The 17997-nt window shown below is 60.9% G+C and carries 16 protein-coding genes; 7 read left to right on the forward strand and 9 right to left on the reverse strand.

Translation table 11 applies throughout. The annotated features are described in order from the left end of the window. The first annotated feature begins 16 nt into the window (after nt 1-16). Nucleotides 17-760, forward strand: a complete 744-nt coding sequence (locus tag ACWHRL_RS03670; protein WP_447895274.1) for an ion transporter — start codon at nt 17-19, stop codon at nt 758-760. A 38-nt stretch (nt 761-798) separates the two neighbouring features. Here ACWHRL_RS03670 and msrQ read toward each other — a convergent pair whose 3' ends face one another. From msrQ to ACWHRL_RS03695, 5 genes are all read right to left on the reverse strand, one after another. Then, the gene (gene msrQ, locus ACWHRL_RS03675; protein WP_447895275.1) at nt 799-1419 is read right to left on the reverse strand and encodes a protein-methionine-sulfoxide reductase heme-binding subunit MsrQ; all 621 of its coding nucleotides are present in this window, start codon (nt 1417-1419) and stop codon (nt 799-801) included. A 16-nt stretch (nt 1420-1435) separates the two neighbouring features. Then, nucleotides 1436-2452, reverse strand: a complete 1017-nt coding sequence (gene msrP / locus ACWHRL_RS03680; RefSeq protein ID WP_447895276.1) for a protein-methionine-sulfoxide reductase catalytic subunit MsrP — start codon at nt 2450-2452, stop codon at nt 1436-1438. A 157-nt stretch (nt 2453-2609) separates the two neighbouring features. Beyond that, nucleotides 2610-4679: an FUSC family protein gene (locus ACWHRL_RS03685; protein WP_447895278.1), complete on the reverse strand. Its 2070-nt coding sequence runs from the start codon at nt 4677-4679 to the stop codon at nt 2610-2612. A gap of 4 nt (nt 4680-4683) precedes the next feature. Next, on the reverse strand, nt 4684-5550 hold the full coding sequence (locus ACWHRL_RS03690; protein ID WP_447895279.1) for an efflux RND transporter periplasmic adaptor subunit: 867 nt from the start codon (nt 5548-5550) through the stop codon (nt 4684-4686). Then, nucleotides 5550-5768, reverse strand: coding sequence for a DUF1656 domain-containing protein (locus ACWHRL_RS03695; RefSeq protein WP_447895280.1), 219 nt, complete (start codon nt 5766-5768; stop codon nt 5550-5552). Before ACWHRL_RS03695 ends, ACWHRL_RS03690 begins: the two co-directional genes overlap by 1 nt. A 264-nt stretch (nt 5769-6032) precedes the next feature. On the opposite strand from ACWHRL_RS03695, the gene ACWHRL_RS03700 reads away from it, so the two are divergent. Further along, the gene (locus ACWHRL_RS03700) at nt 6033-7769 is read left to right on the forward strand and encodes a mechanosensitive ion channel family protein (RefSeq protein WP_447895281.1); all 1737 of its coding nucleotides are present in this window, start codon (nt 6033-6035) and stop codon (nt 7767-7769) included. Between the two features lie 115 nt (nt 7770-7884). Here ACWHRL_RS03700 and ACWHRL_RS03705 read toward each other — a convergent pair whose 3' ends face one another. Continuing rightward, entirely contained in the window at nt 7885-8484 is a 600-nt protein-coding gene (locus ACWHRL_RS03705) for a nitroreductase family protein (protein WP_447527933.1), read from the reverse strand. A 137-nt stretch (nt 8485-8621) separates the two neighbouring features. Further along, nucleotides 8622-11777 (reverse strand): MFS transporter, encoded by a 3156-nt coding sequence (locus ACWHRL_RS03710; RefSeq protein ID WP_447895282.1) that lies wholly within the window; start codon nt 11775-11777, stop codon nt 8622-8624. 132 nt (nt 11778-11909) lie between these two features. On the opposite strand from ACWHRL_RS03710, the gene ACWHRL_RS03715 reads away from it, so the two are divergent. From ACWHRL_RS03715 to ACWHRL_RS03725, 3 genes are all read left to right on the forward strand, one after another. After that, the gene (locus tag ACWHRL_RS03715) at nt 11910-12641 is read left to right on the forward strand and encodes an XRE family transcriptional regulator (protein WP_447527935.1); all 732 of its coding nucleotides are present in this window, start codon (nt 11910-11912) and stop codon (nt 12639-12641) included. Nucleotides 12642-12809: 168 nt separating this feature from the next. Next, the gene (locus ACWHRL_RS03720) at nt 12810-12980 is read left to right on the forward strand and encodes an EamA family transporter (protein ID WP_447530496.1); all 171 of its coding nucleotides are present in this window, start codon (nt 12810-12812) and stop codon (nt 12978-12980) included. 37 nt (nt 12981-13017) lie between these two features. Continuing rightward, entirely contained in the window at nt 13018-13866 is an 849-nt protein-coding gene (locus tag ACWHRL_RS03725; protein ID WP_447895283.1) for a putative RNA methyltransferase, read from the forward strand. Between the two features lie 135 nt (nt 13867-14001). On the opposite strand, the gene ACWHRL_RS03730 is transcribed toward ACWHRL_RS03725, so the two are convergent. Then, a complete protein-coding gene (locus ACWHRL_RS03730; protein ID WP_447527937.1) occupies nt 14002-14208 on the reverse strand; it encodes a cold-shock protein in 207 nt (68 codons plus the stop codon). Nucleotides 14209-14475: 267 nt separating this feature from the next. Next, on the reverse strand, nt 14476-15639 hold the full coding sequence (locus tag ACWHRL_RS03735; RefSeq protein ID WP_447895285.1) for an MFS transporter: 1164 nt from the start codon (nt 15637-15639) through the stop codon (nt 14476-14478). A 101-nt stretch (nt 15640-15740) separates the two neighbouring features. Between ACWHRL_RS03735 and ACWHRL_RS03740 the strand changes: the two genes are divergently transcribed. Both ACWHRL_RS03740 and ACWHRL_RS03745 read left to right on the forward strand, forming a co-directional pair. Further along, complete coding sequence (locus ACWHRL_RS03740; protein ID WP_447895286.1) at nt 15741-16568, forward strand: helix-turn-helix transcriptional regulator; 828 nt, start codon at nt 15741-15743, stop codon at nt 16566-16568. A gap of 139 nt (nt 16569-16707) precedes the next feature. Continuing rightward, complete coding sequence (locus tag ACWHRL_RS03745; RefSeq protein ID WP_447527940.1) at nt 16708-17973, forward strand: dicarboxylate/amino acid:cation symporter; 1266 nt, start codon at nt 16708-16710, stop codon at nt 17971-17973. Nucleotides 17974-17997 lie beyond the last annotated feature (24 nt).

Here is a 17997-nt window from a genome sequence, read left to right on the forward strand (position 1 = left end):
CCTAAAGAGACGACGCATGACAAGAGCCGAGCTTTATCGTCAGTTGGCACCGGAGGCGCGCCCGCAGTTAGGGCTCTCCGGGGTTAACCGGGTGATCTGCCTACTCATTCTATTCGCCTCGCTGACGGCCATTTTGGAAACCGAGTCGACGTTGCGCGACCCGGCGCCGCAGCTTTTTACCGCGCTGGAGGCGCTGTTTGTCGCGCTATTCACCGTCGAGTATCTGGTGCGGCTTTACGCGGTAGGCGAAAATCCGCGCTATCGCGGAGTGAGGGGGCGGCTTCGCTATATCTTTTCGTTTTGGGCGCTGCTCGATCTTGTGGCTATTTTGCCTTTTTTCATCGGCTTCATACATCATGACAACGCGTTTTTACTGCGCCTTCTACGACTGGTGCGCATGCTACGCTTGGCACGTTTGGGACGCTTTAGTCAGGCCTGGTCGTCGCTTGCCGAGGCGTTGAAAACGCGTGCCTATGAGCTGTGGCTAAGTGCAGGCGTCGCCGGGATTTTGCTGCTGTTTTCTTCGTGCTGCCTCTATGTGGTAGAGGCCGATGTGCAGCCAGAGGCTTTTGGGAGCGTTCCTCGGGCGCTTTGGTGGAGCATCGCGACCTTGACCACGGTTGGCTATGGTGACGTAACGCCGGTCACCGCGCTGGGCAAATCCTTCGCCGGGCTCACGGCGGTGGCGGGTATCGGGCTTATCGCCATGCCCACGGGCATTCTAGCCGCAGCGTTTAGCGAAGCGTTCAGGAAAAAATAAGCGCTATTTCCCTTTGGCAGGAAGACATCGCATTCCACTCACGTGCGCTTCAAGCGCTGACGCAGCCTGGGCAGCGCCCGGGCAATCGGCGGCAGGCGGGTGGCCAGCAGTAGCGCACCGATAGCGGCGTACACGGCCCATTCCTGCATGTCGGCGCGCACCACCCAGAAAAAGTGCAGTAGCATCAAACCCAGAATCGGATAAGCGAGTTTGTGCAGCGTTTTCCAGCGCTTGCCAAGTTTGCGCATGGCGGCGCGATTAGACGTAGCCCCCAGCAGCGCAAGCCCAATGAGCGCCAGCATCCCCACGATGATGTAGGGGCGTTTGACGATCTCGGCGCCCAAAAGCGCCCAGTTGAGCCCGAGTATGAAAAGCGCATAGCAGCAAAGGTGCAGGCTGGCGTAGGCCAATGTCCAAAGGCCCAGCTGGCGGCGAATCAGCGCAAAGCCCTTCCAGCGGGTGAGTTTGGAAAGTGGGGTCAGGCTAAGCGTCAAAAGCATTAGCCAAAGCCCGCCGATCCCGATATTGAGCAGCAGGTAGCGCCCGGGTTCCGGGCCGGCCGCGTTTTGATACACCTGCCAGCCCCAGTAAACGAGCGGCGCCAACGCGGCTAAAAACACCGCCCCGCGCCATAGTCGCCATTTGCCTTGTCCCGCCATGAATCGCGCCCCGCCCTTAATAGTTGGTCCTTAAATCCATACCGGCATAGAGCTTGGCGACTTCGTCTTCGTAGCCGTTGAACATGCGCGTCTCGATGTTGTTCGGGCTGAACAGGCTGTTGGGCAGACGCCGTTCGGTGGCCTGACTCCAGCGCGGGTGGTCGACCTGAGGGTTCACGTTGGCGTAGAAGCCGTACTCGTTGGGGGCCAGCAACTGCCAGGAGTTGACCGGCTGCTCTTCGACCAGCGAAATCCGCACGATCGACTTGATGCTCTTGAAGCCGTATTTCCAGGGCACCACCAACCTTAGCGGCGCGCCGTTCTGGTTGGGCAGCTCGCGGCCGTACATGCCCAGTGCGAGCATCGCCAGCGGGTGCATGGCTTCGTCCAGGCGTAGCCCTTCCACGTAGGGCCAGTCGATCAGCGCAAAGGAGGAGCGCTGCCCGGGCATCTGTTCCGGGTCGACCAGGGTTTCGAAGCGTACGTATTTGGCCTTGCTGGTGGGGTCGGCCCGGCGGATCACATCGGCAAGCGGAATGCCCAACCAGGGAATGACCATCGACCATGCCTCGACGCAGCGCAGCCGGTAGATGCGCTCTTCGAACTGGGAGGGGCTGGCAATATCTTCCAGCGTAAAACGCCCGCCGTTGTTGACCTCGCCGTCGACCACCACGCTCCAGGGCTCGGTTTGAAGGCTCCCCGCGCGCTTGGCCGGGTCGCTCTTGCCGGTGCCGAACTCGTAAAAGTTGTTGTAGCCGCTGGCGTCGTCAAAGGGGGCCAGCGCGTCCTTGTCCGGATCCTGGGGCGTGACGGCGCGCCACTCGGTCTGGGCGATTTTTTCATCGAGCCAGGCCGGTGCCTCCCCGCTTGGCACATCGGCGTAGTCTTCGCTTGCCTTGACGTTACCGGAAAACGCAAGACCCGCGCCCAGGCCCACCACGCCGCCTAAAAAGTGTCGCCGGTTAAGGTAGACGGATTCGGGCGTGACGTCGGATTCGTGCAGGTCACCGGGTTTGGCGATTTTGATCAGCATCGGTATCTCCCTGACGCTAGCCTTTAGGGCGTCGTACCCCAGGGCGCGTTCTGTTCAGTTTTTATGCTTCTAGCCGGGTTGTCTAACCCTTTTAGTCAACGGTGTTTCGATAGGCGGCCAGACGAAAAGTTCGTTGATAACGCCCGGTGCCAGCGGCCTAACCGGCCGCCGCTGTGCTGGCGTTTGGGCGATGGCCGGGCTGGCTCGCCATGGTGTCGGCCAGGCGGTCGAGGGACAGCGCCAGCCGTTCGACCAGCCCGGTTAAAAGCTCGCGGTGGGCGCCACTTTCTTCGTCGTGGTTTTTTAGCGCCTTATCGAGCTGCTGGCCGGCCTCGAGGATGCCTTGCGGCGCGTGGCCGCGGGCGCTTTGTTCGAACCCTTGGGCGAGGGCGCGCAGCAGCGTTTGGTGCGCGTGTTGAATGGCCAAGTGAGGCGTATTGTCGAAACGGTGGCGCAGGCGCAGGCTGGCCGTGCCGATATCGAGCCCGGTAAGCCCCAGGATGAAAAGGTGGCGCTGCTCCTGGGCGAGCATGTCGTCGTGCTGGGCCAGCTGTAAAAGGCGGTCGGCCATATGGCCGCTAAAGCGGGTTTCGCTTTGGGTGATCGAGCGCCGCTGCAGGCCGTGAATATCGCGGGAGATCGCGCGGATCAAGCGCCGCCGGCGAAGCCGCGTGCCAAGGCCCGGCAGCAGGCGAAACGCGGTGACCACCGTGGTAAGCCCGATGATGGCCGCCACCGCGCGGTTGGCAAAGCTATCGAAGGAAAAATCCATATCGTTGCCCGGCATGGTGAGCAGGATATTGAAGATGGTGAACGCCAGACAGTAGCCCATGGTGGCCGGATTGGTCGCCCCCAACAGCCCCAAAAACAGCGGTGTGCCAAAGACCACGGCCATCAGCGGGAAGTCGTGCACCTGGGCGAGCAGCACGTGGCCAAAAATGAACGCGCTGGGAATAGCGGCGAGCATGCCCTTATAGAACATCACGGTGACCGTCACCGGGTTGTCACGGGTGGCGAAAAACGCCGAGAAGAGCGTGCCCAGCATCATGGCGACCATGGCGCTGTCCCAGGCCGTGACGATCCAGAACGTGGCGAGCCCGGCGAACACAAGCCCGGAGCGCACCCCATTGATGGCGGCGGCCACACGGTCGCGGTGCCAGGCAAGCGGGCCCGCCTTCAACGTATAGGCGCCGGGTGCGGCGATCGCCTCGCGGGCGTCCAGCATGATCATCGCATGGCCCAGTACTTCGCGCAGGCCCAGGCGCAGGCGACGGTCCAACGGGCTTGGTGGATGGGCCTGCGTTTCGTCGTTTTCGTGTATCCGGGCACGCAGCCCTTGCAGGTGCTTGCGGGCGTTGGCCACTCCATTGACGTCCTCGGCGTCGCGAAACCCCTGGGCGAGTTCGCGGGCAATGGCCACGCTCGTTGGGTCGAGCCTTTGGGTGTGTTCGAAAAGTAGCTGATGCAAAGCGTAAAGGCTTGCCAAAAAGCGCAGCGTACGTCGCGTGAGCACGTGGGAGGCGCGAATGCGCCCGGGGCCTTCCGGGCCTTCGAAACGCGCTGCCTGGCTGTCGGTTTCGAGCATGGTCAGCGCCCCCAGGCTCTCGCGCATCGCTTTGAGCATGGCGTCGCGGTCGTCGCTTGCCTCCAGGCGCAGGGCCGCGTGAGAGAACGCGCTGTTGATGACCGTATCTGCTTGCTGCGCCAGATGGCCGCCCACCCGCGAGGGCCATAGAAGCGAGCTGACCAGGGTCGCGCAAATGGCGCCCAAGCCAAGCTCGGTGAGCCTGGCCATCGCCACGTTGAAAATACCCGCCGGGGTACTGCCGCCGGCGATCACCACGATCAGCATGGCGGTCACGGCGGCCATCAGGCAGCCGTAGGTGTAGTTGTTGCGCCAAAGTGAGCCGACATAGGTGCACAGCGCAATCCAAAGGGTCAGCGAAATGAGCGCGGGCACCCGGGCCTGGGCAAAAAACGCCATGATCACGATACCCGCCACCACCCCGATAAAGGTGCCGCCCAGTTGGCAGATGCCTTTCTCGATCACCATGCCGCTCATCGGGCGCACCTGTAAGAAGGCGGCGGAAATCAGCGCCCAGTAGGGGCGCTCGAGATCCAAAGCCAGGGCGATATAGAGCGCCAGCATCATCGCAAGGGTCGCCTTGATGGCGAACTTGACCGCCGACATCTCGGGCATCAGGTAGGTTTTGACAAGCGGCGGCATGGGGTTACTCGTCGTCCTGACGGATGCGCACGGTAGCGGTCATGCCCACGCTCAAAAGCGTTTCGTCGGGAATGTCCTCCAGGGCAATACGCACCGGAATGCGCTGGGCGAGACGCACCCAATTGAACGTGGGCGCGACCTGGGGGAGAAGCTGAGCATTGAGCGTGGTGTTGGAATCGGCGATGCCGCGGCCGATACCCGCGACCCGGCCCTGGATACGGGTATCGCCCTGCATCAGCGTGACCACCGCCGGGTCGCCAACGCGGATCGTACTCATCTTGGTCTCTTCGAAGTAACCCACCACGTAGTAAGAGTTCTCGCGAATCAGCGCCATGATCGGCGTACCGCGATTGACGAAGTTACCCGCGCTGAACTGAACGTTGAGCACGTGGCCGCTAGCGGGCGCGGTGACGTTGGCGCGCTCGAGATCCAGCTCGGCGCTGGCCAGTGCCGCCTGGGCCTGTTCCAAATCCGCCGCCGCGACCTGGGAGTTGATCTGCGCGATCTGCTGATTCTCTTGGCTGATCGCCCGGCTGTTGCCCAGCTGGTTACGCCGGTTGGCCTCGGCGCGGTTGAGTTCGAGGGTGGCCTGGCGGTGGGCGACTTCGGCCTGGGCCTGGTCTAGCGCTGCCTGGTAGCGCGCCTGGTCGATTTGAAAGAGCGGATCATCCTGGTTTACGTAGTCGGTGTCGGTCACGCTGAGTGAGCGCACCCAGCCGGAGACGTCCGGCGAGATGGTGATCACGTCGGCGTGAACCCGGCCATCGCGGGTCCAGGGCGTGTAAAGATAGTAGCGCCAAAGCCAGGTGCCGGCGGCAATGGCCAGCGCCACCATGACAAGCGTAAGCAGTATGCGAAGCGAAGAGCGCATCAGGCAGTCTCGAGCAAAACGGTGAATGTGAACGCGATAAGCGCCGTGAGAATAACGAACAGCGATACGTCGAACCACGCTTCGAACCAGAGCGCGCGGGCGGAGAGCGTGACGTGCAAAAGCGTCCGTAAAAGTAGCGTCAGGATAAAACCCAGCAGCGCATACACAAGCAGTGGGCTAATATAAATCCCGCCAAGGGCGAATTCTTGAAGACCCATAGTGTCCTTTTTAGTATCGACCTGTTTTAGTGGGGGCCGCCATGGGGCGCCTGGTGTTGGTATGACCCCGCTTTAAACGATGCAGTGTAGCGGTTAACTCATGTTGTCGCGCTAACCTGCGGGTACGTTAAGCTCTGCGCCGCCTCGAACCCGGCGCGCGCTCATGCAAGGATAGCAGGCGGCCCGCCGTCGTTCGCCACCGTTTTAAACGCTGCCATTAGTGGCCGCATTCTCGCTCGACCAACGTTATCAATGGACAACTGCATGAAACGAAGTATCTCTTGGCCGCTCTGGGTGTTGGGGCTGTTGGCCTTTTTATTGATTGGCTCGAGCGCGGCACAGGCCCAACAGGAGAATAGCGAAGAGGGGCTTTGGTTTAGCGCAGAAGAGCTTAACCCAGGCCTTGGCGAGCTGCCCGAGAACGTATCCCGCGTTACCCCGCGCGAGGCGATCAGAAGTTTTTTAAAGCTCACCGATGACGAGGACTACGCGGCGGCGGCGCACATTCTCAATCTTTCGAATATCGACCCCGGTGAGCAGCAAGAACGCGGCGCAGAGCTTGCCATGCAGCTTTCCCAGGTATTGAAGCGCGGCGACTGGCTGACCGCTTCCAACCTGCCTGCCCGCCAGGATGCGGTGATCGAAAGCACCACCGGCGAGAACCCGCTGGCGGGCGAGCCGCGCCGGGATATCGAGCTCACCGCCCTGGAGACCGGCGGCGAGATCTACGATATCCGCATGGGCCGCTATTACATCGAGGACCAGGAGCCCGCCTGGCTGGTCATGCCCGAAAGCGTTGCCTCTATTTCGATACTTTACGACGCCTACGGCCCTTCCTGGCTCGAAGGGCAACTGCCCGAGCGCTTAAAGGTTTCTCTGGGCCCGTTGATGCTCTGGGAATGGATTGCCATCCCGCTCTTTTTGGTACTGATCGGTGTACTCGGGTGGGGGTTGTATAAGCTCGTCGAGCTGACGTCAACGCTACTGCCGTCGGGCAGTGTCACCATTTTTGCCCTGCGCATCAAACTACCGATCGCTCTGTTGGCCATGGCCTTCATTATCCAGGTACTGCTGGACTACGTAGTGTCGTTTTCGGCCATGGCAACGACCAGTTTCCGGGTGATGCTGGTGATGGTCATCGCCTGGGGGATTGGCTCCATCGCGCTACGCTTGGTGGATACGATCCTTTTGAACATGGCCAAAAAGCTGGTGGGCGAAATAGACGATACCAAGTCCCGGGACGAGCGCCGTTTTCTGACCTCGCTTTACGCCATACGCCGGGCGATCATTTTGTTTACCGTGGTTGGGACGTCGCTTTATGTGATCAGCCAGATCCAGCTCTTCGAAACCCTGGGGCTATCGATTCTCGCCTCTGCCAGTGTACTCGCCGTGCTGGTGGGTATCGCCGGCCAAGCGGTCCTGGGCAATATTCTTTCCTCTTTTCAGCTGTCGCTGGCCAAGCCCATTCGCATCGGCGACCTGGTCATGTTCGAAGGGCAGTGGAGCTACGTCGAAGGCATCTTCTACACCCACATTCGCCTACGGGTGTGGGACGAGCGGCGCCTGGTCGTACCGGTCACCTACTTCGTTTCCAAGCCGTTCGAGAACCTGTCGGTGAAAAGCTCCAAGCTTTACCGCTATTTGGAGTTGACGCTGCATATCAGCGCCAATATCGACACCCTGCGCAAGAAATTCATGGCGTATGCGGAGCAAGAAGAGAATATCGTCGAGCATCACCGCCTCCTGTGCGCGGTGACGGCCCAGAACGGCCCGCAATTAACATTGACGTGCTATTTCGTGACCTCCGAGCCGTTGGCTGGCTGGTATGCGGAGGTGAACCTTCGTGAAAAAATGCTGACCTTCATTCGCGATGAACATCCCGAGTGGTGGCCGCGGGATATCATGGTGCTCAGTCACGAAGACATCGCCAAAGGCGAAGGCGCCAAAATGCAGAAAACCATTATGGCCACCTCCAGCCCCAAAGAGGGGGAGAACGGCTAATCTCGCTAGCCGCCAACGCAAAAGCCCCCGCAAGCACTGCTTGCGGGGGCTTTTCGATTCACGCTGCTCGTCTTCAAAAGTAAGCGCTTACACACGCTATGTGTTGCAGCCTCTGTTAGGAGAAAACGCGGAAACGCTCGCTGTCATCCATGAACTCTTTCTCACCGAAGGGCGCTTCGTGAGAGCCAAACGGCATCTGCGCGCGAAGCTTCCAGGTGGTGGGCAGGTCCCACTCCTTGGCGACCGCGTCGTCGATGATCGGGTTGTAATGCTGCAGGCTCGCGCCTATGTTGGCCTCGGCCAGCGCCGTCCAGACCGCGAACTGGGCGATACCGGTCGAGTGCTCCGACCAGACCGGGAAGTTGTCGGCGTAAAGCGGAAACTTCTCCTGCAGGTTTTTGATCACGTCCTGCTCTTCGAAAAACAGCACCGTACCGGCGCCCGCGGCAAAACGGTTGACTTTCTCCTCGGTCGATGCAAAGGACTCCGGCGGCACCATCTCGCGCAGCGTGTCCATCACGATTTCCCAGAACCGGTCGTGCTGCTCATTGAACAGAATCACCGCCCGCGAGCTTTGCGAGTTGAACGACGACGGCGCCAGCTTCACCGCTTGCTGGATCAGCGCGGCCGTCTCCTTTTGGCCGAGCGGAATATCCTTGCCAATAACGTACTGGCTGCGGCGGTTTTCAAAAACGCTAATAGCAGAGTTGGCCATTCAACCTCTCCTTGTGTTGCCGATGATCGTTGGGCGGCGCCCAAATTAGAATACATTAATCTAGTTCAGTGCTGCTGGGCATTCCATGGGGAAATGTCCTTCCCACCGGTGAAGAAAAGTATTTATACACACGTGGCTCATTCTGAAGGCGAAGAGTCGTTCGACTCTGCAAGCGTCAAGAAACCGTCTTCGTCCAGGTAGCCGCTGTCCCCGGTGACAAGCCAGGTGTGGCCGCCTTGTTCGTGAAACGCCCGGGCGGTGCCGGCTTCGTCGTTCAGGTAGCCCTGCATGACTTGGGGGCCGCTGATGAGTATGGTGCCGGTTTCACCGGTGGCCTTCTCTTCGAGGCTTTCGGCGTCGACGATCTTGATGCTGGTGCCGGGTAGCGGCATGCCGACGCTGCCTACCTTGGCGCCGCGCTGTACCTGCAGGTAGTTGGTATCCAGCGTGTCAGGCAGGTTGGCCGTGGCCACCGGCGCCGTTTCCGTTACGCCGTAGCCCTCCAGAATCAGCTTGCGAAATTTACGCTCGAAAGCGTCGCGCAGCTCCGGGGTAACGGTGTCGCCGCCCGCCACCACCAGGCGCAGGCTGTCCAGCATGAGCGGATGCACATCGTCGCTTTGGGTAAGCCTTTGCAAAAAGGCGGCGTTGGTGCAAAGAATCGTCGCCTGGTGTTTGGCTACGGCTTTGGCGATGCCGACGGCGTCTTCCGGGTCCGGGTGGCACACCAGCGGCAATCCTTCCACCAGCGCGAGTAACTGCGTCGCGGTCAAGCCGTAGGCCTGATGCGGTGGCAAAGGCGCCATCATGACATCGTTGTGCTCGGTATTGAGTGCATCGGAGATCTGGCCGACGTTGGCCATCAGGTTACGGTGGCTCAGTTGGATGCCCTTGAACGTGCCGGTGCGCTCTAACTTGAAGACAATGACCGCCGTGGCGTCCGGGCGGTGTGCGCGGCTGAGTAAACGGCGCAGCGCGCCGGTGGGAAGCAGGCGTACGCCAAGCCAGGTGAGCGCGCGCTCGCCCCGGCCGGCTTTTAGATCCTCCAAATAGACGATGTCGGTGCCGGCCAATAGTGTCGTTATCGGGTGCCCGCGCTGGGCAAGTTCCCCGGCAAACGCGCGGGAGGTGACGACCGTGGTGATACCCGCTTGGCCAAGCTGGTGGGCGAGTGCCTGTTGACCGGCCGTGGCGTCGAGGTGGACCGCAGTTTTATTCGCCATCAGCGCAGCCATGGTGGTCAGCACGCCCTCATTGCTGCTGGGTAGTAAAAGCCCTAACGGTGTTGCCAAAGCCCGCTTTTTTAACCGCCTGGCGAGCATCGCGCTTTCGCCAAGCGCCTGGGCGGCGGTCAGTGTGCGGCGCGAGGTGTCGGTCAGGGCAAGTTCGCCCGGGCGGCGCTTGACGCTTTGAATCCAGGCATCGGGCAGGGTAGCGAACTCCTCCACGGCGTGCTGCCAGGAGCGGGTCGCCTGATCGAAAATACGCCGTTTGAGCACGTCTGCGGGGGTATCCTTTGAAAGCCCCTCGCCGAAGGCGACGATCACCGAGCGGTGGAGGGGGGCGCTTCGTAAGGTTTTCAGCTTTTTTGATGAGCGTGAGAATTGGCTGCCCCATAGCCCGCGCAGGTAAAACGGCACGATTTTGACGTCCGGATTGGCCATTTCGCAGGCGCGCTGATAGCCGCGACGAAACTCGCCCAGCTGGCCGGTGCGGCTAATGGCGCCTTCCGGGAAAAGACAGACGACCTCGCCGGCATTGAGCTGCTCGGCAACGCGCTCCAGCGACTTGCTGGCGTTTTCGCCGCGCTCGATCGGAATGCAGCCCAGCGCTTTCAAAAAGCCGCGCAGGTACCAGAGCTCGTAAACGCTTTTAAGCATCACAAAGCGCACCGGGCGGGGGGAGGCGATCTGAACGATCGCCCAGTCCACCCAACTGATATGGTTACCCAGCAGCAGTACGCCGCCCTGGGAGGGCATGTTCTCCAGCCCCTGAACCCGCACGCGGTAGTGGCGAGTGAGCAGAAAACTCAGCACGAAGCGCACCAGGCTCTGGGGCAGTTTCACTACGGTATAGGCGCCGCCCAAAAGCGCTACGGCGGCAATCAGTAGCAGCAGGTAGCGGCTGTCGAATCCGGCCAGTGCCATTAGCGCGGTGATGATCAAAAAGCCCAGCATGGCCAGGTTTTGAAACCAGTTGTTGGCGGCCAGCACGGTGCCAAGCTCGCGCTCGTCGGCGTGAAACTGAATCAGCGCGTTCAGCGGCACGATAAAAAGCCCGCCCATGGTGCCGATAAATACGAAGTTGAGCGCCTGGCTCAGCGGCGTAGACAGTAGCGGCAGGCAGCCAAGGCCCAGCGCCACGCCAAGCGCGCCCACCGGAATCAGCCCGGTTTCGATACGGTTGCGCGAAAAACGGCTGGCCAGCATCGAGCCCAGCGCGATCCCCACGCCGCTGGCGGCCAATATGCCTTGCAGTACCAGAGTGTTGTCGATATTCAGCGCGCCCTTGGCGTAGGCGGGAAACGCGGCAAGCAGTACCTGGCCGACCGACCAGAACGTGGCGAGGCCAATGATCGAGAGTCGAAGTACCGGCTGGCGGGCCACGGCCTCCAGGTTGCGCCAGCGGGAGCGCCCGCCCATGGGGCGCTGGGCCTCGTCTTCGTTGGCTGGCTTGACCGGTGAGTCCAGCGGCAGGCGGTAGAGCAGCAGCGCCTGTATTACGCTATTGACCACTAAAAGCCAGCCAAGCGGGGCAACGCTGGTGAGCATCTGCCCCGGGCTGGCGCTGGCGCTGGCCCACCGCTCGAACAGCGCCGTAAACGCCACGGTACCGGTTAGAATGGCCGTGATGGTGATCGCCTGGACCACGCCGTTGGCTTCGGCCAGGCGCTGCTTGCCGAAGAGCCCTTTGATCAGGCCATACTTGGCCGGCGAGTAAAACGCGGACTGAATGGCCAGTAAGAGCGTCATGGCAAACGCCAGCCAGAAAAGCCCAGCGTAGTAGGCGGCGGTAATCCCTAATGATACGGCCACCGCCCCCCAGGCCGAGAGGCGCAGCACCCGCACTTTGGGAAAGGCGTTCGCCGCGTGACCGGCCGGGGTGAAGAGCAGGATGAACGGCAATAGAATCAAGCCATTCACCAGCGCGGTCAGGGCAATTTGGGTGGTGCCCTCAAAGCTTTTGAACAGCGTATTCTGGATGACGATCTTGTGACCGAGGTCGACAAAAGCGTTGAGAAAAATCGCGACCAGGTAGGGCCAGGCATTTTTTGTTTGCAGTACACGTTGCATTGGAAAATCAGCCTTGTCGTCTCGAAGTCATCGAACTGTCCTTTATGGGTGCGTATTGCGCAACCTTTTAACCCCAGGTTGCGTTATGTGCGCGCTTAAGTATCGTTATAAGATACTCAAGGAGAGCCTGTCATGTCACAAACCGCCTCGCTGATCGATGCCTTGAAGCGTGAATTGCGCGCCCAGGGGAAAACCTATGCCGATGTTGCCGGGTGGCTTTCGCTTAGCGAGGCGTCGGTCAAACGGCTTTTCGCCGAGCGCCATATCACCCTGGCGCGGCTCGAGTGTATCTGTGAGCACCTGACGCTCGAATTGAGCGAGCTGGTCCAGACCATGCAGGCGGATACCCACCGCTTGCAGGCGCTAAGTCACGCCCAGGAGCAGTGTATCGCCGACGATCAGGAGCTCTTTTTGGTCGCGGTATGCGTGCTCAACGGTTATAGCTTTACCGATATACACCGCCAGTACCAGCTAAGCGAAGCGCAGTGTACGCGCCATCTTTTGAGTCTGGAGCGGTTGGGGGTGATCGAGCTGCTGCCGGGCAATCGCATCAAACGCCGGGTCGCGCCGCACTTTCACTGGCGCCCGAACGGGCCGATCCAGCAGTTTTTTCAGCAGCATATCGCCAACGAGTTCTTTCGCTCGCGCTTTAACAGCGAAAGCGAAAAGCTTTTGGTGCTCAACGGGCTGCTTTCCCGGGCGGGCAACAGCGAATGGCAGCAAATCATGCAGCGTTTGGCCAAGGAGTTTCACGCGCTGTGCGAGCGCGAGCAGGCGCTGCCCATCACCCAGCGCTTTGGCACGACCTCGGTGCTGGCGGTGCGCCAGTGGCAGCACGGCTTGTTTCAGCACTACGCCCGCTAGGCCGCGATGGGCCAGGGTTAAGGTGGCGGTGGCTCAAGCAGGGCGGCCTGGGCAAAGAGCCACTCGCAAAATTGGGCCACCGCGGGTGGGGGCTCGCCACTCGTTGGCCGTATCAGGGAGTAGGAGAGGCGCGAGGTGAGCGGATAGCCTGCCAGCACGTGGTTTTCGCTGCTGCGCCGCTACCGGGCATCGCAGTTGGGTATCTTCTCGTTTCTGGCGCCGCTTTTTGGGGTGATTTTTGGTACGCTACTGCTCGATGAAACGCTGAGTATCCATTTCCTGTTGGGGGGCGGCGTCATTTTGCTGGGCATCGTGCTCGTCATGCGCTCGCCTGGCTGATGGTGCCGCCCTCGACGTTCTGCCTTCAAGAGCCTTCATGTTAACCACCCCGTTCGAATCGCTGGCCTGCCCGCTCGATGGCCACCCGCTCACCCGTCATGAGGGCGCTCTGCGCTGCCCGGCGGGGCACAGTTTCGATATCGCCAAACAGGGCCACGTGAACCTGCTGCCGGTGCAGCAAAAGCGCTCCACCGACCCCGGCGACAGCAAGGCCATGGTGGCGGCGCGCCAGCGTTTTCTAAGTGCGGGGTATTATCAGGGAATTGCCGATGCGGTGAGCGCGGCGGTGTTCGAGTGCGTGCCCAACGAGTCGCTGCGCTGCCTGGACGCCGGCTGCGGCGAAGGCTACTACCTGCGTGCGCTGGCGGACTCGGCCGGCAAGGTAGCGCTCGAGCGGGTCGGCCTCGATATTTCCAAGTGGGCGGTGCTTCAAGCGGCCAAACAGAGCCGGGGCGATGATAAAAGCGGCTGGCTGGTGGGGAGTAACGCGAACCTGCCGCTGCAGGACGGCACCATCGACCGGCTGTTGTGCATGTTCGGTTTTCCCGTGGTCCCGGAGTTTTCCCGCGTGCTGGTACCCGGGGGGGTATGGCTGCAGGTGGAAGCGGGGCCGGATCATCTTCGCGAGCTACGCGATATTATCTACCCGCGTCTCAAGCCCGAGCGCGAAGGCGATCCTGAAACGCCGGCCGGGTTCAGCGCCCGCGGCGTCGAGACGATTCGCTACTCGGTGACGCTTGAAGATCAAGGCGCGATCGGCGACTTGCTGACCATGACTCCGCATCTCTACCGCGCAAGCGTGGAAGGGCGTACGCGGGCACAGGCGTTAGAGACGCTTACCGTCACGGTCGATGTGCGTGTGATCAAGTGGGTAAAGGAAGGCTGAGAATCGATGCTGTCTGAAAAGTACGCGCTTACGGCTTTTTAGACAGCATTTGGGTAACCCCAAACGCAGCAAGGCCCGCATAAGCGGGCCTTGAGGGGGCGGATCGAAATCCGCTCAAGCAGTTAATCTAAACGATTAAGAAGTCTGCTTGATGTTAGAAGCCTGAAGGCCTTTCTTACCCTGGGTAACGTCGAAAGAGACGCTAGCGCCTTCTTGCAGGGTTTTGAAGCCGTCGGCTTGAATTTCGGAGAAGTGTGCAAAAAGGTCGTCGCCACCGTCAGAAGGAGCGATGAAACCGAAACCTTTAGTGTCGTTAAACCATTTAACTGTGCCAGTTGCCATTTTTAAATCCTTTCGCGCAAATGCGCTGTCGTAAAGTTCCTGGTATTACCCAGAGGAAGTAGCGGGTGAAACAAGGAATACACTATCAGGCTGCCGAAAAGATCGTACGCTTCTGAAACCATGCTGCTTGCTAACCAACTGACGACACAGTGTCATGATTCGATCGATGCGTCAAAGCCTTTCTGCAAATATTTTATAATCCCCGCTGTGAATCTTCGCCTCGCGCCGCTCGGTTTATGCCTGTTCGGCCCTTTCAAACCGCGCGATTCAAGCCGTGCGGCGGCGAACGAACAGCTGCAATAGCGCGCCCGCCCCGGCGAAAGCGGCGGCGCTTACCGCCAGTAGCCAAAGCGGTAGCGCATGGGAGAGTAGCAGCCCGCCAAGCGCCGCCCCGATAGCACTTCCCAGATACAAGGCGGATTCGTTGAGCGCCACCGCGAGGTTGGCATCACCGGTGGGCTCTCTTACCGTCATGAGCTGATTGTTCTGCGGTACCTGTAGCGCCCAGCCCACCGCGCCCCATAACGCAATGGGGGCCAGGGCAAGCCAGGGGTGCTGCGAGGCCGCAAGGGGAAACGCCAAAAGCGCGATGGTTAATAGCAGCATGATCACCAGTGTGACGTTGGCCTCGCGGTACTTGTCGGCCAGCGGCCCCACCAGAAAGCTGCCGGCGATGCCCCCCAGGCCCCATACCCAAAGATAGAGCGTGATGGAGGAGACCTCGCCAAAGGTGGGGGCGGCCAAAAAGGGCGCGATAAAGGTATACATGCCAAGGCTCGCCGTCGCCGCCATCAGCGAAACGGCCAGGATGGCCAGGGTGGTGGGGTGTTTCAAAAGGGCGAGTTTGCGCACGAGCGAGACGACGTTCGGGGTCGCAAGTGTGGGTAGCTTGAAATAGAGCCCGGCCCAGGCAATGGCGCCGAGTGCGGTGATGAGCCAGAGCGCGAATTGCCACCCCAATTGGCTTGCCAGTACAAGACTTAGCGGCACGCCCAGCACCGTGCCGCTTGCCATGCCGCCCATGATGACGGCAATCGCCTTGCCGCGCTGCGTGTCGGGTGCAAGCGCTGCCACCGCCGCGATCCCCATCGCCAGATAAACCCCGGCCGCCGCGCCGGCAACGCCCCGCCATACCAGTAGCGCGGTAAAACTTTCGGCCAGCGCGCTTAGTGCATTGGCTAGCGTAAAAACGGCCAGTGCGCTAACGAGCCCTTCGCGCTGCCAGCGCCCGGGTAGCAGCGCCACCACCAGCGGAGAGCCCAGCCCGTAGGCCAGGGTAAAGGCGGTCACCAGCTGCGCGGCTGCCGCATCGGAGACGTCAAACGCCTGAGTGATCAGTGGTATCAGCCCCGCCGTCACGTAGGAGGCCATGCCCAGGGCAAACGCGCCCAGGGCGATCAGGTAAAGGGATAGTCGATAAGAGGGGGTCATTGAGCTCTCCATATAGCGCGGTGGTCGTGAACGGCGCTATTTTGGCGAGCTCTTTAAAGGGGTACAATTTAACTCTTTATGCTATTACTAAAGGCAACAGCGTGGCCGAGACCCGTTCGCTACAACGCCGTCACCCGGAACTTGGCGAGTTCCTCAAGAGCCGCCGCGAGCAGATAACGCCACAGGACGTGGGCCTGCCAAGTGGGCCACGGCGGCGCACGCCCGGGCTTCGCCGGGAGGAAGTCGCAGCCCTTGCTGGCGTGGGGCTGACCTGGTACACCTGGCTGGAGCAGGGGCGCGATATCCGCGCCTCGAGCGATTTTCTCGAGCGGCTGGCGCGTATTTTCAAGCTCGATGCGACCGAGCGGCGCCACCTTTTTTTACTGGCCCACCAGCGCCTGCCCTCTGAGCCCGGCAAAACCTGGTGTCAGGTGCCGCCTTTGGTACATCGCTTGCTGGAGGATTTACCCACTCGTCCGGCCTACGTGCTCAACCTGCGCTGGGACGTGCGGGCCTATAACCCGGCCGCCGATGCGCTGTTTGGGTTTTCGCGCCACGAGGGGCCGGCGCGTAATCTTCTCTGGCTGTTGTTTACCGATGTCGCGGTACGCGCACTTTTCTGCCCCTGGCAGGATCAGGCGCGCCAAATGCTCGCCAGCTTCAAGCGTGATATGGCCCGTGCTCCTCGCGACCCGGCGATCAACGCGCTGGTCGAAACGCTCGAGCAGGTGGATGCGGATTTCAGGGCCTTGTGGCCAGGTCAGGATATCCAGGGGCCCTGCCTGGGCGTGCGCCATCTGCAGGTAGCGCCACTTGGGGCGGTGGACGTTGACCATATTTCGCTCACGATCGACGAAGACCGCCACCTGCGCCTGGTGTACTACGCGGCGCAAGACACCGCCCTGGGTGATTGGCTAACGGCGCGTTAGTCGATAGTGTCTATACTCGCTGCCAGGCCGTGGGCCGCTAAAGGGGTGGGCAGGGTTGTGTTGGGCGTAGGCGAACGCCATATAAGGCGGCATTTGGCTGGACACCCACCCAAACACTCTTTTTACCGAGGCAGGGATTATGAAAGCGTTGTTACACGGCTATATGCGCACCTCGCTGATTTTGCGCGTCAGCATTGCGCTGGTGCTAGGGGTTGCGGTGGGCCTTTTCGGCGGCGAGACGCTGGCGGGGTGGCTGGCACCGCTGGGCGATCTGCTGCTGCGCCTTCTGACCTTTCTGATCGTACCGATCGTGCTGTTCACCCTGATGGTCGGGATCAATCAGTCCCAGGAGGGTAGCGTTGGGCGAATCGGCGGCAAGGTGCTGCTCTATTATCTGGCCTCGTCGGCGCTGGCGATCATCGTGGGTTTGACCGTTGCGTCGCTTTTCAGCCCCGGCAGTAATACCACGCCCGAGGAGAACATGAGTTTCTCCGTGCCGGATAACCCCGGGGTGGTGGATGCCCTGCTGAATATCGTGCCCAACAACATGTTTGGCGCCTTCACCGAATTGAACATGCTGGGCATTATTTTTACCGCGCTGGTGTTTGGCATCGCGCTTTTGAAAATGCGTCAGTCATCGAGCCAGCAAGCGATGGGTGAGCGTCTTTACGGGGTGATCGAGGCGCTGAACGAGGTCACCCTCAAGGTGATGGCAGGATTTTTACACTACGTGCCGATTGGCGTCTTTGCCATCGTGGCGGGCACCGTGAGCCAGCAGGGGCTCGATACGCTACTGGCGCTAGGCGATATGGTCGTGGTGCTCTACATTGCGCTTGCCGTGCAGCTCGCCCTTTACTGCGTGGCGATGCGCCTTTTCGGTGTGCGTCTTGGCACGTTTTTCCGCGAGGCGCGAACCCCCATGGCCACGGCGTTTGCCACCCAAAGCAGTTCCGGCACGCTGCCGCTGACCGTGAACGCGGCGCATCGGCTGGGCGTTTCGAAAAGCATTTACGGCTTTAGCTTGCCGCTGGGCGCCACCATGAACATGGATGGCGCGGCCATTCGCATCGCGATTTCCGCGGTGTTTGCCGCCAACGTAATCGGTGCGCCGCTCGACTTCGCCAGCATGGTGCAGATCGTTCTGATCGGTACGCTGGTGTCGATCGGCACCGCCGGGGTGCCCGGCGCGGGCATCATCATGATCTCGACGGTGTTCACCCAGGTGGGGCTTCCGATCGAGGTGGTGGGGCTTTTGACTGCCATCGATGCGCTGGTGGGCATGGGCGCGACCGCGCTGAACGTCACCGGCGATTTAGCGGGTACGACGCTGATAGCGCGCAGCGAAGGCCAGACGCTTCACGAGGAACCTCAGGCCTTGGAGGTGCCTGCGCCGGAACGGACGTGACAAGCTCATAGGCTTGAAAACGAC

The organism is Vreelandella sp. GE22 (assembly GCF_968212445.1).

Coding starts and splice junctions, on each gene's coding strand:
- ACWHRL_RS03690 (WP_447895279.1), bottom strand. CDS start 5,550: ATGCGCTCTTCGCTTCGCATACTGCTTACGCTTGTCATGGTGGCGCTG.
- ACWHRL_RS03745 (WP_447527940.1), top strand. CDS start 16,708: ATGAAAGCGTTGTTACACGGCTATATGCGCACCTCGCTGATTTTGCGC.
- ACWHRL_RS03685 (WP_447895278.1), bottom strand. CDS start 4,679: ATGCCGCCGCTTGTCAAAACCTACCTGATGCCCGAGATGTCGGCGGTC.
- msrQ (WP_447895275.1), bottom strand. CDS start 1,419: ATGGCGGGACAAGGCAAATGGCGACTATGGCGCGGGGCGGTGTTTTTA.
- ACWHRL_RS03725 (WP_447895283.1), top strand. CDS start 13,018: ATGTTAACCACCCCGTTCGAATCGCTGGCCTGCCCGCTCGATGGCCAC.
- ACWHRL_RS03735 (WP_447895285.1), bottom strand. CDS start 15,639: ATGACCCCCTCTTATCGACTATCCCTTTACCTGATCGCCCTGGGCGCG.
- msrP (WP_447895276.1), bottom strand. CDS start 2,452: ATGCTGATCAAAATCGCCAAACCCGGTGACCTGCACGAATCCGACGTC.
- ACWHRL_RS03700 (WP_447895281.1), top strand. CDS start 6,033: ATGAAACGAAGTATCTCTTGGCCGCTCTGGGTGTTGGGGCTGTTGGCC.
- ACWHRL_RS03715 (WP_447527935.1), top strand. CDS start 11,910: ATGTCACAAACCGCCTCGCTGATCGATGCCTTGAAGCGTGAATTGCGC.
- ACWHRL_RS03695 (WP_447895280.1), bottom strand. CDS start 5,768: ATGGGTCTTCAAGAATTCGCCCTTGGCGGGATTTATATTAGCCCACTG.
- ACWHRL_RS03670 (WP_447895274.1), top strand. CDS start 17: ATGACAAGAGCCGAGCTTTATCGTCAGTTGGCACCGGAGGCGCGCCCG.
- ACWHRL_RS03705 (WP_447527933.1), bottom strand. CDS start 8,484: ATGGCCAACTCTGCTATTAGCGTTTTTGAAAACCGCCGCAGCCAGTAC.
- ACWHRL_RS03710 (WP_447895282.1), bottom strand. CDS start 11,777: ATGCAACGTGTACTGCAAACAAAAAATGCCTGGCCCTACCTGGTCGCG.
- ACWHRL_RS03730 (WP_447527937.1), bottom strand. CDS start 14,208: ATGGCAACTGGCACAGTTAAATGGTTTAACGACACTAAAGGTTTCGGT.